Origin of the sequence: Sphingobium sp. DEHP117, from assembly GCF_030867385.1 — a bacterium.
Lineage (GTDB): Bacteria > Pseudomonadota > Alphaproteobacteria > Sphingomonadales > Sphingomonadaceae > Sphingobium.
Genome location: NZ_JAPFBJ010000001.1, coordinates 317,488 through 330,358, shown reverse-complemented (window position 1 = coordinate 330,358; position 12,871 = coordinate 317,488). Strand labels below are relative to the sequence as shown.

Below are 12,871 nucleotides of genomic sequence, written 5' to 3'. Positions count from 1 at the left end.
GTGGCGCTTGGGCTTTGCAGGAGCACATGAAGCGGATCGGGGTGGGATTGCTGGCCAGTTGGGCGTTGATGGCATCGGCGCAGGCGCGCGATTCGCTGGGCGTCTTCGGCGGCTGGGGGGCTTTTCATGACGCCGCCGGGCCGCGCTGCTACGCGATAGCGGAACCCACGCGCACATCGGCCGGCAAGGCAGGGTGGCGTGCCTTCGCCTCGGTCGGCACATGGCCCGCGCTCCGTGTGAGGAACCAGCTGCACATCCGCCTGAGCCGCGAACGCGCACCGCAGGCCAAAGTGTATCTTAGCATCGGTGAGCGCCGATTCGCGCTGGTTTCCGGCAAGAGCGACGCCTGGGCGCAGGATGCGCGGATGGACGCGGCGATCATCGCCGCCATGCGCTCCGCCGCGACGATGAGCGTGGAGAGCAGCTCTGCCAACGGGCGCGCCTTTGCGGATCTCTATGTGCTGAAGGGCGCCGCCACCGCAATGGATGCGGCCGTACTCGGTTGCGCGAAAAGATGATGCGGGAGGATACCGGCACATCGGGGGGCACCGAACCTAAGCGCGGCTTGCTCGATGTGCTCGGTCCCGGCCTCGTTACCGGTGCGGCCGATGATGATCCTTCAGGTATCGGTACGCACAGCCAGGTCGGCGCGCAGTTCGGCTACAGCATTTCCTGGACATTCGTGCTCAGCTTTCCGCTGATGGTCGCGATACAGATGGTGGCCGCCGAGATCGGAAGGGTGACGGGCGCGGGCATCGCGCGCAACCTGCGTCGCCATTACCCCCGCCCTCTTCTGTTCGGTGTGGTGGGGCTGCTGCTGGTGGCGAACATCGTCAATCTGGGGGCGGACTTGTCGGCAATGGGCGCAGCGCTGCAATTGCTGACGGGCGGCAATGCGGGGCTTTATACGCTGCTGTTCGGCATCGTCTGCGTCGTGGCCGAAATCTGGCTGAGCTACCCGCACTATGCATCGATCCTTAAATGGACGACGCTCTCGCTCTTCACCTATATTGCGGTAGTAATGGTGGCGCATGTGCCGTGGGATGAGGCTTTGACCTCGCTGATAGTGCCCGATATCGAGTGGAACGCCACCTACATGACCGCGCTGGTCGCCATTCTGGGCACGACGATCAGCCCGTATCTTTTCTTCTGGCAGGCAGGACAGGAGATCGAGGAGCAACATCGCCGCCACGCGAAGCCCTTGTGCATCACACCAAAAGAGGCGGGGCCGGAACTGAAGCGCATCCGGATCGATACGTTAACGGGCATGGCGTTCAGCACCCTGGTGTCGATCGCGATTGTCTATGCGACAGCGGCGACGCTGCATGCGCACGGCATCCGCGATATCGAGACGTCAGCACAGGCAGCCGAATCGCTGAGACCTATCGCAGGCGACCTGGCGTTCGCGCTGTTCGCGCTGGGAATCATCGGCACAGGGCTGCTCGCGGTGCCCGTGCTCGCCGGAAGCGCGGCTTATGCTGTGACGGAGATGGCAGGAATGTCAGGCAGTCTTGATGCCAAGCCTCTCTCGGCCAAGCTTTTCTACGGTACGATTGCGGTAACGACGCTGGCAGGGGCGTCGCTGAACACGATCGGCATCGATCCGGTGAAGGCACTCTATTGGGCGGCAGTGGTGAATGGCATTCTTGCCGTTCCGCTCATGGCAGTGATGATGCTGATCGTGCGCAACCCACGCGCGATGGGGCGGCTGACATTGGGCAGAAAGCAGACCGTGCTTGGATGGGCGGCGACAGGGGTGATGGCGCTCGCGACGGCGCTGTTCTTCGCGTTTCAGCTGTAGCGGTCAGTTTCGCTCAATGAGCGACTCGAGCGAGCGTTTCGGCGAGCCTTTTTCGTCCGCATCGCATTCCTGCTCAAGGCCAGAGCGGATTTCTTCCAGCTCTTTCTGAGACTTGTGTTCGATGCCTATGAACTGAGTGCGTGCTTCCTCCACCGCGCGGATCAGTTCATCAAGTTTTGCCTGGATGGCGGCAGAGTCTCGATTTTGGCTGTTCTGGATCACGAACACCATCAGGAAAGTGACGATGGTGGTGGAGGTGTTGACCACCAATTGCCAGGTGTCGGAGTACTGGAAAATCGGTCCACTCGCGCCCCAGGCGATAATGAACGCGAGCGCAATCACGAATGCCCATGGTTGGCCAACGGCTGCGGAAACGGAGGTGGAGATGCGCGTAAAGAAGCGATCCATAGAGTCTCCTAACCCATGATAAACTGCGGAAAGGGCTGGCAGTTCCGAAGCTGTCATACTATATCGCGCGGCAATGCAAATCCCCGGACATATTGACCCTCTGCCCGTACCGCGCGCGATCACTCCGCGCGAGGATGGGCGTGTCGATCTGCTTGGCCTGTCGCGCGAACAGATCAGGGCCGAGCTGGAAGGCGCGGGGCTTGACGGTAAACAGGCGAAGCTGCGCGCCAAGCAGATCTTTCACTGGCTCTACCATCGTGGCGTAACAGATTTCGACGCGATGACCGACATCGCCAAGGCGCAGCGCCCGTTCTTTGCCCAACGATTCGTGATCGGACGCCCGCAGGTTGTGGAGGCGCAGGTCAGCTCTGACGGTACGCGCAAATGGCTGCTTCGCTCCGACGACGGGCAGGATTACGAGATGGTGTTCATCCCCGACGCGGACCGGGGCACGCTGTGCGTCTCGTCCCAGGTGGGCTGCACCCTGAATTGCCGTTTCTGCCATACCGGCACGATGCGCCTTGTGCGCAACCTGACGCCGGGCGAGATTGTGGGCCAGGTGATGCTGGCGCGCGATGCGCTGGGCGAATGGCCGCGCGGTTCGATGGCGTCCACCACCGACGACGAAGACGACGACGCACCGCAATACACGACCGACGGCCGTATGCTCACCAACATCGTGATGATGGGCATGGGCGAGCCGCTGTATAATTTCGACAATGTCCGCGATGCGTTGAAAGTTGTCATGGACGGCGACGGGCTTGCCCTTTCCAAGCGGCGCATCACGCTCTCGACCTCCGGCGTGGTACCGATGATGGCCCGCGCGGGCGACGAGATCGGCGTCAACCTCGCCGTTTCGCTTCATGCCGTCACCAAGGAGATTCGCGACGAGATCGTGCCGATCAACCGGAAATATGGCATCGAGGAGTTGCTTTCCGCCTGCGCCGCATATCCCGGCGCGAACAATGCCCGGCGTATCACCTTCGAATATGTGATGCTCAAGGACAAGAACGACAGCGACGACGACGCGCGCGAGCTGGTGCGCCTGATCCGGCAGTACAAGCTGCCCGCGAAGGTGAACCTTATCCCGTTCAACCCCTGGCCCGGCGCGATCTATGAATGCTCCAGCCCGGAGCGGGTGAAGCGGTTTTCTGACATCATCTTTGAGGCAGGCATCAGTGCGCCTGTGCGCACGCCTAGAGGACGAGACATCGCGGCGGCATGCGGACAGTTGAAAACGCAGGCCAGCAAGATGAGCCGCGCGGAGCTGGACCGGCTGGCGGACGAAAAAATGGCGGCGTTGGCGACGTCAGGGTAGTTGGCGGACGCCCGCACGGGAAAGATCCGTCAGCCCTCGACAAAGATTGAAGGCAAACGCAGCGAGCGCAGCCTCCGGCACGATGGATCAGAGGCTCACTTCGCGCAATAAGTGGTGCGGGCGGGGGGACTCGAACCCCCACGGGCAAAAGCCCGACGAATTTTCTTACCCGCTACGGCTTTCGCCGCCATCCGGGGGCGCGCCGCCGGATGTTCGGGGTCTGGACTATCCCTTCACCCTGCCTGCGGCGAAACGCCGGAGGTTTAGGTGCTGCCCGTCTAGTCTCTACACCTTCCGTACGGCCGGATGGTCGCGCGGCTTGGCTCGGGATCGCCATGTGAAAGGGTTCCCCGAATTTGAGCAGTTCTACGTCGCCGGTTTCCCTGCGCGCACTCAATGTTTGGCTTAAGTCCGTTGCGTCTACCGATTCCGCCACGCCCGCATAGCCACAGTGCCCCTATAGGCACTGCACGCTCGCACGCCAACGCCTATTTGACGTTCAGACGCTCGCGGATTTCCTTGCCCGGCTTGAAGAAGGGGACCTTTTTGGCGTCGATCGACACCGTTTCCCCTGTCCGCGGATTGCGACCGGTACGGGCATCGCGCGCGCGCGTCGTGAAGGCACCGAAGCCCCTCAATTCCACGCGGCCGCCGTTGGCCAGCTGGGCCGTAATCTCGGAAAAAAAGATATCCACAATGCGCTCCACTTCCCCGTAAGTGAGGCCATCATGCTGCTCAGCGAGATTCTGAACAAGTTCGGAACGGATCATTTGCCCTCCTTAATTTCGGCAGTCCCACATTTGCCGAATATACCCCTTAAGCGAATGACACACGAATGACAATCTCTACACCATAGAATAAAAGCGCCGATCATCGTCTCAAACAAAAGTAACATATTGTAGAAAACGGCCATCGGAAGCTTTTGTATATTCCCGTCGTGATTGGATCACGACGGGAATTCAATGTTCGCAAGAACTAGTGTCAGGCTTCGTTCTTGGCCTTCAGCGCCTCGCCAAGAATGTCACCCAGTGACGCACCGCTGTCTGACGAGCCATATTGCGCAACAGCCTGCTTCTCTTCGGCGATCTGAAGCGCCTTGACCGAGAAGTTCGGTTTCTTGCTGCGGTCGAAGCCAATGACCATTGCGTCGAACTTCTGACCGGGCTGGAAGCGCTCGGTGCGCTGCTCGTCACGGTCACGGCCAAGGTCGCCGCGCTTGATGAAGCCGGTGACGCCATCGTCGCCCGCCTGCACCTCAAGCCCGCCATCGCGCACTTCGAGCACGGTAACGGTAACCGTCTGGTTCTTGTTGAGGCCCGAACCGCCGGCAGCGGAAACGCCAGCACCCGGAGCGCCCTTTTCAAGCTGCTTCATGCCGAGCGAAATGCGCTCTTTCTCGATATCGATATCGAGCACGATCGCCTTCACGACCTCACCCTTGCGGTGCAGGTTGAGCGCGTCCTCGCCGGAGATGCCCCAGGCGATGTCTGACATATGGACCATGCCGTCCACATCGCCTTCCAGACCAATGAACAGGCCGAACTCGGTTGCGTTCTTGACCTCGCCCTCGACAACGGAACCGATCGGGTGACGCTCGGCAAAGCTGTCCCACGGGTTGTTCTGGGCCTGCTTGAGGCCGAGGCTGATACGGCGCTTGTCGCCATCGACCTCGAGCACCAGCACGTCGACCTCCTGGCTGGTCGAAACGATCTTGCCGGGGTGCACGTTCTTCTTGGTCCAGCTCATCTCGGACACGTGAACCAGGCCCTCGATGCCCGGCTCCAGCTCCACGAAGGCGCCATATTCGGTGATGTTGGTGACGCGGCCAGACAGCTTTGCGCCGACCGGATACTTCGCCTCCGCGCCTTCCCACGGATCGCTCTCCAGCTGCTTCATGCCAAGGCTGATGCGCTGGGTGTCGCGGTTGATGCGGATGATCTGCACCTTCAGCACGTCGCCGATGTTGATCATCTCGTTGGGGTGATTGATGCGCTTGTAGCTGAGGTCGGTGACGTGCAGCAGGCCGTCAATGCCGCCCAGATCGACGAACGCGCCATAATCGGTGATGTTCTTGACGACACCCTCGATGATCTGACCCTCGGCGAGGTTCTGGATGAGGCCGGTGCGCTGCTCGGCGCGGGTTTCCTCGAGGATGGCACGGCGCGACACAACGATGTTGCCACGGCGGCGATCCATCTTGAGGATCTGGAACGGCTGGGGAATATCCATCAGCGGGGTGACGTCGCGCACGGGGCGGATGTCCACCTGGCTGCCCGGCAGGAACGCCACGGCGCCATCCAGATCGACGGTGAAGCCGCCCTTGACGCGGCCGAAGATAACGCCCTCGACGCGGGTGTTTTCCTGGAACTCAGCTTCGAGCTTGTCCCACGCGGCTTCGCGGCGGGCGCGATCGCGCGAGAGGACGGCTTCGCCATGCGCGTTTTCGACGCGGTCGACATAGACCTCGACCTCGTCACCGACCTTGATGTCTGCCTTCTGGCCGGGCATCGCGAACTCGCGCATCGCCACACGGCCCTCGCTCTTGAGGCCGACATCGATGAGAACCATGTCGTTCTCGACGCCGGTTACGGTGCCCTTGACGACGCGGCCTTCAAAGCCGCCATCCGCACCACCGAAAGATTCATTGAGAAGCGCCGCGAAATCGTCACGCGACGGAAATGCCGTAGAGGCCATAGACTAAGTCCTTCTTCACGTCATTGCAGGCCACCCGGTTGTATCCGAGGGTCTTTGGCTTGCACACTGCCCGCGCGGCCCCATGCCGCACGAACCTCCTTGAGGCGGCGCACTGACGGATGGCATCTGAAAAACCGAAAAGGGCGCGCGGAATCTCCGTGCGCCTCGTCGCGTCACTCTATGTGGTGACGTTTCACTCTTGCCTCCACCAGGGCAATCGCCCGCTGGATGGCGGCGTCTATACCCAATTCGCTGGTATCTAGCAAGTCCGCATCATCGGCCTGCGCGAGGGGGGCATTGCTACGCCCCATGTCACGCGCGTCTCGCGCGATGATCTCCGCCTCCATCGCGTCGATATCGGCCGCGAGGCCCCTCCCCTCCATCTCCCTGGCACGCCGTTCAGCCCTGACACGCGGCGAAGCCGTGACATAGAGCTTGGCATCCGCCTCGGGCGCGATGACGGTGCCGATATCGCGCCCATCAAGCACAGCGCCGCCCGATTGATGCGCGAAAGCCCGCTGTCGCGCCATCAGCGCCGCGCGCACGGCCGCATGCGCCGAGACGCGCGAGGCCAGCGCGCCTGTTTCTTCTGTGCGCAATTCCGGATCAACAAGCAGGCCATCGGCAAACCCTGTCGCCGCCGCTGCGTCCGCCTCGCTTGCCGGATCGCCGCCAGCGCGCTTCAGCGTCAGCCCCACCGCGCGATAGAGCAGCCCGGTGTCGAGATGCGGCAGCCGGTAGTGCGCCGCCAGCGCCCGCGCGATCGTCCCCTTGCCCGACGCCGCCGGGCCATCGACCGCGATGATCATGGGCGCGCCCGCCCCCGCCACGCCTTCACCAGACCGAAGCTGGCAATGAAGGCCCAGCAGATCTCCATCACCATCGCCGCAAGGTTGAAGTGAACCGTCAGCGAAATAATGAGAAGGATGGCTCCGCACAGGTTGAGCAGGTTGAACAGCACGAAGTTCATCGAGGTGCAGACATTGCTATAGGCAAAGGCTCCGATGAACAGCGCGCTGCCCATCAGGCCGATGATGTCCGCGAGCGTGCCGCTCATGCGGATCGTCCCTTTCCAGAGGCTCCGCGACAACTTATCTCGATAATCATTGCCTGGCCTTAAGCCGTTGAGCTTCTCTGGCCTTCAAGTCGGCCGGTGAGGGAATGATTTTTCCGAGATCCGCGATGACGGCATCCGCGTCGAGATATTGCATGTCTGACACACCGGCCTCTCCCTTGTCAGCGAAATAGACGAATGCAATGCGCGGATCGTCGGGTATCAGGCGAAAAACGAGTCCAGTTTTACCACGAGCCTTTGCTTGCAAAGCTGCATGCAGGAGTAGGATGTCAGGCTGAGTCATCGGGTCGGCATCAAAAATGGACAGCATATAGACCTCCGAGTCCTTTCGCTTGTCCTTGGAGATGATCCTGTTCCCTTTGGCGTTCCATGTCCGGCCGGAAAGGCGCTCATATCCAGAAACAGAGGCATAAGGCAGAATGTAGCTGAATAACGTTTTGTTATTTTTATCTTTTTCATCACGCACAGCGACTGCCTCCTGCCTCCGACGCGCTATCATGGCATCGGCGTCATCAGCAAGTGAGCCAAAAAGATCTTCTTTGCCCGCTCCGGCGCGCAGGCGCCTGTTCAATTCCAGCACCTGTCCGAACGTCGGCGCTGTCCAACGGGAACGAGCGGCAAACTGCCTGCGGGCTTCGTTCAGCTTGCCCTCGCGCATCATCCGCACAAGTGCATAAAAATCCATCCGCTCGATAATGATCGATTCATTGTCTATGGCCTTGCCTTCTGTTCGCATCGTGGCGAGCAGCGCTGAGTTGCGGGCGTCCACAGCCTCGGCTGACGTCCAATCACCGGCCAATGCCAGTGAGACAGCAACATTTGTCCCGATCAGCAGATCGATGCCCTGACTGTTGTTGTCGTGATATGCGACCTTTTGGAAATCATCGAGCGACTTCAGGGCCGCGGCGCTCTCGGTGAAACGGCGCGCTTCATCAAGCTGTGCCGCGAGGCCAAATATCGCGCTTGGGGAAATCTTGGAGAGATTCCTGAGACTGGCCTCCTCCTCCGCACTCAATGGGTTAGCGGAGTAAACATTCATTCCTCGCACCAGAAGCAGCGGAAAATAGCTGTATGGCGAACGGCGAGCCGAACGTGTGTTAACCTCTCGCGCTTCTTCCACTTTCCCCTGACGCAGCAGGGCCTGGGATTCGATCAGGTCAAACGATAAACCCATCGACCGATCGAAGTAGGGATTACCCACAAGACCCGCGACACCAGCCTCCTTGCGCGCGACGCCGACATCGGCAATCGCTGCATCATAGCTCTTGGCCTCGATGTTATGGAGCGCTCGTGCCAGGATGAATGGTATCCGCCGAACCACATTATGCTCGCCCTTGTCCCCGTTAAGGATGCCATTACACGCAGCCACCCCGTCCACACCAAATTTGCGCTTCGAAGCATCTGGCTGTTCGGGCGAGGGGGCCAGCAGACCGATCACCGCCGTGAGGGCAATGAGACGCGCGATCGATTCGCCGGCGGCCATGTTGTTCGGGTTGCCATCACACTGGACGTAGAGAGACGGTTCCTTCACGGCTTTGGGCGGTAAGGGTTCGGCTGCCATGCTTGCCGTTGCAGACAGAAAGGCAATTGCAGTCAGCGCGCTCGTTGCGGCCCTAAATGTCATAGTCCCCCCCCTTCATGTTTCATGCAGCCTATTTTTGCTGCAAAGCCTCCAGCAACCCAACAAATCCCGGAAAACTCGTCGCCACTGGGCGCATGTCGTCGATCGTTACGCCGTGATAGCTCACCAGCCCCGCCACGGCGAAGCTCATGGCGATGCGATGATCAAGATGCGTGGCGACCGGCCCGCCACCCTCCAGCGGCTCTCCCCCCGTTCCCTCTATGATGAGTCCATCCGGTGTTTCCTCGACGATCGCGCCGATCTGACGCAAGCCCGCCGCCATCACGGCGATGCGGTCGCTCTCCTTGACGCGCAGTTCCTCCAACCCGCGAAACACGCTGCGCCCCTTTGCCAGCGCCGCGGCAATGAAGGCGATGGGGAACTCATCGACCATCGACGGCACCTCTGGGGGGTCATTTTCCACGGCGTTCAATGTCGAGGCGCGCACGCGAATGTCCGCCACCGGCTCTCCGCCGGCATCGCGCGCATTCAGCAGCTCGATCCGCGCGCCCATGGCCTGAAGCAGCTTGATCAGGCCGGTGCGCGTTTCGTTCATGCCGACGCCGGTTATCGTGATATCCGATCCCGGCACGATCAGCGCGGCGACGATCGGGAACGCGGCAGAAGAGGGGTCGCCAGGCACCACGATGTGCTGCGGCCTCAGTTCCGCCTCGCCGCGAATCGATATTACCCGCGCGCCGTCAGCATCCCGCTCCACGCTCAGCTCAGCCCCAAAGCCCGCCAGCATCCGCTCACTATGATCGCGCGTGGCTTCCGGCTCGATCACGCGTGTGATGCCCGGCGTATTGAGCCCGGCGAGCAGCACCGCGCTTTTCACCTGCGCGCTGGCGACCGGCAGGCGGTATTCTATCGGCACCGCAGGCACGGCACCCCGCATCGTCAAGGGCAACCGGCCGCCCGGCGCGGTGGTGAACTCCGCGCCCATCAGCGACAGAGGTTCCGTCACCCGACCCATCGGCCGCTTGCTCAAAGAGGCATCGCCGATGAATGTCGCGGTGAGGTCATGGCTGGCGAGCAGGCCCATCAGCAACCGCGTCGAGGTACCGCTGTTGCCCATGTCGAGCGCGGTCTCAGGCTGGAGCAGCCCACCCACCCCCACGCCATCAATACGCCAGACGCCTGCCTCGTCGCGCTCGATCTTCGCGCCCATGGCCCGCAGCGCCGCAGCGGTGGACAGCACGTCCTCCCCCTCCAGCAGCCCCTCGACCCGGCTGCGCCCCACCGCCAGCGCGGAAAACATCAGCGCGCGGTGCGAGATGCTCTTGTCCCCCGGCACTGCGACCGTGCCGGAAAGACCGGCGCCGGGTGCGCGGAAGGTCGCGGGAGAAGGCAGAGCATCTATCGAAGCAGCGGTCACGTCTAAGCTTTCATGCAGAAATTTCGTTCGGGCTTTTGACAGCGCCGCGCGGCTATGGCAAGGCGCGCGTCTTCATCGGCGGCGGACGCTCCGCACGCCATGATTTTGCATATTCGCACTGGCTTGAAACAAGGATGGAAGGCGGCACATGGTGAAGCCTGAATGGGGCACGAAACGGACCTGCCCGAAATGCGCAACGCGCTTTTACGACCTCGGCAATGATTCGCCGGTAACCTGCATTTCCTGCGGCGTTTCGTGGGAGCCGGAGCCTGTGCTCAAGTCCAAGCAGCCGCTGCCCTATGAGATGACCGCGCCCGTCAAGCAGGCGGAGGACGCCGACACGGATCTTGCCGTGGTCGACACCGATCTCGATCTCGACCTGGATGTCGATGACGACGGCGATTCGCCCGATAACGAGGTTGACCTCGGCGGCGACGACGATCTCGGCCTCGAAGCCGGCGGCGATGAAGGCGACGACGACAACTGAGAATTAACCACTTGCATTTAGGGGTGCTGCTCGCCTAAAGGCAGCGCCTCCGCAGTTCAGACGGCCCCCGGGATCGGGCCAATGCGGCAAGTGTTTTGATCCCCGCGCCGAGAGACAGCCCGGCGCGCACGACATGGATTGGGGCCTTAGCTCAGCTGGGAGAGCGCCTGCATGGCATGCAGGAGGTCAGCGGTTCGATCCCGCTAGGCTCCACCAGTCCATTACTTTCCAAGCATCGCAGAAGTACCAACAAACCCTTGAGGGTTCGCGAGGCCGAACGGCCGCCCGGCCTTTGACAGCCAAAAAAAAGGTGCGGCTGAGCGGAGCGAAGTCGAACCACAACAGGCGAGCAGCCAGGGTGTGGCGGCTGGCTGTGAGCCTGCAATAAAATGGTGCACCGCGACCGGCGAAGATGAGCAATACGTCTTGGCGATCGTGCGCTAGAATATTCTGATTGCACGAAAAGCCACCTTAGTTCGTCTCGTTTGGAAAAAACGAACTCGTTGGCAGCGCCTGCCGCATATCAGGCCGCCTCCCATACCCGGTTCAATATCAGCGCCGCGAGCGCTGCCTTGTCTTGCGGCAGAAAGCGGCCGTAGTGCTTCGCCACAGTCTCCGGCGTATCCTGAATTGCATAGCTCGCCTGTTCATAGGAACCCGTCTGCTTGAGAATATGCGTCGCCAATACGTCGCGCACGTTGTGCGGCCCGTGCGGAAGCAGCCCTTTAATTGCTCCCCGACCAGTGTACGGGTTTTGGATGCCGTAACGCTGGGTAATGAGCCGCCATGCTTCGTAGAACGTATTTTGATTGTACGCGGCATCCCGGCTGGTGGCCTTCACCGTCTTCACCAAAAATGTGCCAGGGTCAGCCGCGCCATTGAGCAACAAGGCCCGCTGCCCACTGATGTAGGATTCGATGTATCGGTAGAGTCCGCCAAGATCGGGCAACACCAATCGGAATGGCTTGTTCCCGAAAAAGGAGGAAGTGGAGTTTTTGAAAGCGCACGCGGGAATCAGCACCTCCCAACCTTGATCGCGCTCGCTCCATCGCAACTCGCCTCGACGGCGGGATTCTAGAATCCGCTCCGCCGTCGGCGAACGACCGCGAGGGCAGAAGAGAAGTTCTCGCAAGTTTTTCTGACGAAGCCCAAGATGGAGAGCTAGCCGAACCATTAAAAAGGACCGGACAGATTCAGCCGCTTGGCGCGGATATCGCCGGGCATCGGGCATGAGCCGCAGTATTTCTTCTGTGATCCGGCGATACTCAGCGACGGGGCTATCGGCTTCAAGCACTGGTAAGATCGGCTCGAACGGATCGCGATGAACGCGCGCCACGCGCTGTATCTCTTTTGCTCGTGCTAGGCCATGCTTGTAGAATCGCTCGCAGGCGCTCTCCCAATCGGAGCGAGCAGCCGCAACATCGGCGGACGATATTAATCCAGGAATTATCCGAAGGCGTGCGCTGAGTTGCGGATTCTGTCTGAGCCAGCCGGTTTCGGCCCGCATCAGAGATAGGCCGAGCTGGATCATGTTCACCTCCCAGCTCGTGTAGAAGCCTCGCCTTCGTTCGCGCCACTGGACGTACCAATCCCAGACGGCCGGGAAGACAAGCATACCGAAAGCCAAGTTTCTGCGCGGCACTCCGAACCCTTTGATCTCGCTGCGAGGAGATGCGGCCAATGCTCCAAACAATAGGCCAAGGTGTTCGATCTTTTGAGCGCCTGTGACCGAGTTCCAAACACCGTTTCGTTGAAACCCGATCTCGGTCAGGGTCGCAGTCTTAAACCGGATCAAATCAGCCATTTCGTCTGCAAGCCGGGGCGGCGCATCCACGGCAGCGGCCGTGAGGTCCATTTCGACGTCGGCAAGAAACTGAATATCCCCGTCATCTTCCAAATCTAATTCCCCAAGCGGCCTGCGATCGGTTAAATCAGGAAAACGGATACCAAATCGCTGTTTCACGGCTTCAGCTTGATACCGACGATATTCGGTCGAACCCGAAATGACGACGGACCGAACCCAATCCAGAATCTCCTCGCTGTTGATGGTCGCTGAGAGTTGACCCGGGATTTTCACTGAGAAGTGACC

At 60.8% G+C, this 12,871-nt stretch carries 12 protein-coding genes and 1 tRNA gene; 5 read left to right on the top strand and 8 right to left on the bottom strand.

What is annotated here, in order from left to right; translation table 11 throughout:
* The first annotated feature begins 26 nt into the window (after nucleotides 1-26).
* Together OOT33_RS01650 and OOT33_RS01645 are read left to right on the top strand one after the other, a co-directional pair.
* A complete protein-coding gene (locus tag OOT33_RS01650) occupies nucleotides 27-518 on the top strand; it encodes a hypothetical protein (protein WP_307748237.1) in 492 nt (163 codons plus the stop codon).
* A complete protein-coding gene (locus OOT33_RS01645; RefSeq protein ID WP_307748235.1) occupies nucleotides 515-1,801 on the top strand; it encodes a divalent metal cation transporter in 1,287 nt (428 codons plus the stop codon). The genes OOT33_RS01650 and OOT33_RS01645 overlap by 4 nt, the downstream gene beginning before the upstream one ends.
* Nucleotides 1,802-1,804: 3 nt before the next feature.
* On the opposite strand, the gene OOT33_RS01640 is transcribed toward OOT33_RS01645, so the two are convergent.
* Complete coding sequence (locus OOT33_RS01640) at nucleotides 1,805-2,209, bottom strand: low affinity iron permease family protein (RefSeq protein WP_307748234.1); 405 nt, start codon at nucleotides 2,207-2,209, stop codon at nucleotides 1,805-1,807.
* A gap of 73 nt (nucleotides 2,210-2,282) precedes the next feature.
* Here OOT33_RS01640 and rlmN point away from each other — a divergent pair, with 73 nt between their 5' ends.
* On the top strand, nucleotides 2,283-3,527 hold the full coding sequence (gene rlmN, locus OOT33_RS01635; RefSeq protein ID WP_307748233.1) for a 23S rRNA (adenine(2503)-C(2))-methyltransferase RlmN: 1,245 nt from the start codon (nucleotides 2,283-2,285) through the stop codon (nucleotides 3,525-3,527).
* Nucleotides 3,528-4,015: 488 nt separating this feature from the next.
* Here rlmN and OOT33_RS01630 read toward each other — a convergent pair whose 3' ends face one another.
* The 6 genes from OOT33_RS01630 to aroA form a co-directional block, all read right to left on the bottom strand.
* Nucleotides 4,016-4,297, bottom strand: coding sequence for an integration host factor subunit beta (locus tag OOT33_RS01630; RefSeq protein WP_307748232.1), 282 nt, complete (start codon nucleotides 4,295-4,297; stop codon nucleotides 4,016-4,018).
* Nucleotides 4,298-4,508: 211 nt separating this feature from the next.
* A complete protein-coding gene (gene rpsA / locus OOT33_RS01625) occupies nucleotides 4,509-6,221 on the bottom strand; it encodes a 30S ribosomal protein S1 (RefSeq protein ID WP_307748231.1) in 1,713 nt (570 codons plus the stop codon).
* 173 nt (nucleotides 6,222-6,394) lie between these two features.
* Nucleotides 6,395-7,030, bottom strand: a complete 636-nt coding sequence (gene cmk / locus OOT33_RS01620) for a (d)CMP kinase (RefSeq protein WP_307748230.1) — start codon at nucleotides 7,028-7,030, stop codon at nucleotides 6,395-6,397.
* Nucleotides 7,027-7,278: a hypothetical protein gene (locus OOT33_RS01615; RefSeq protein ID WP_307748229.1), complete on the bottom strand. Its 252-nt coding sequence runs from the start codon at nucleotides 7,276-7,278 to the stop codon at nucleotides 7,027-7,029. The genes cmk and OOT33_RS01615 overlap by 4 nt, the downstream gene beginning before the upstream one ends.
* A gap of 46 nt (nucleotides 7,279-7,324) precedes the next feature.
* Nucleotides 7,325-8,920, bottom strand: coding sequence for a hypothetical protein (locus tag OOT33_RS01610; RefSeq protein ID WP_307748228.1), 1,596 nt, complete (start codon nucleotides 8,918-8,920; stop codon nucleotides 7,325-7,327).
* A 28-nt stretch (nucleotides 8,921-8,948) separates the two neighbouring features.
* Nucleotides 8,949-10,295 (bottom strand): 3-phosphoshikimate 1-carboxyvinyltransferase, encoded by a 1,347-nt coding sequence (gene aroA, locus OOT33_RS01605; RefSeq protein WP_373690476.1) that lies wholly within the window; start codon nucleotides 10,293-10,295, stop codon nucleotides 8,949-8,951.
* A 148-nt stretch (nucleotides 10,296-10,443) separates the two neighbouring features.
* On the opposite strand from aroA, the gene OOT33_RS01600 reads away from it, so the two are divergent.
* Together OOT33_RS01600 and OOT33_RS01595 are read left to right on the top strand one after the other, a co-directional pair.
* Entirely contained in the window at nucleotides 10,444-10,782 is a 339-nt protein-coding gene (locus tag OOT33_RS01600; RefSeq protein WP_307748227.1) for a TIGR02300 family protein, read from the top strand.
* 140 nt (nucleotides 10,783-10,922) lie between these two features.
* Nucleotides 10,923-10,998: transfer RNA gene (locus OOT33_RS01595), tRNA-Ala, on the top strand.
* Between the two features lie 307 nt (nucleotides 10,999-11,305).
* On the opposite strand, the gene OOT33_RS01590 is transcribed toward OOT33_RS01595, so the two are convergent.
* Complete coding sequence (locus tag OOT33_RS01590; RefSeq protein WP_307748226.1) at nucleotides 11,306-12,859, bottom strand: hypothetical protein; 1,554 nt, start codon at nucleotides 12,857-12,859, stop codon at nucleotides 11,306-11,308.
* Nucleotides 12,860-12,871: the final 12 nt, after the last annotated feature.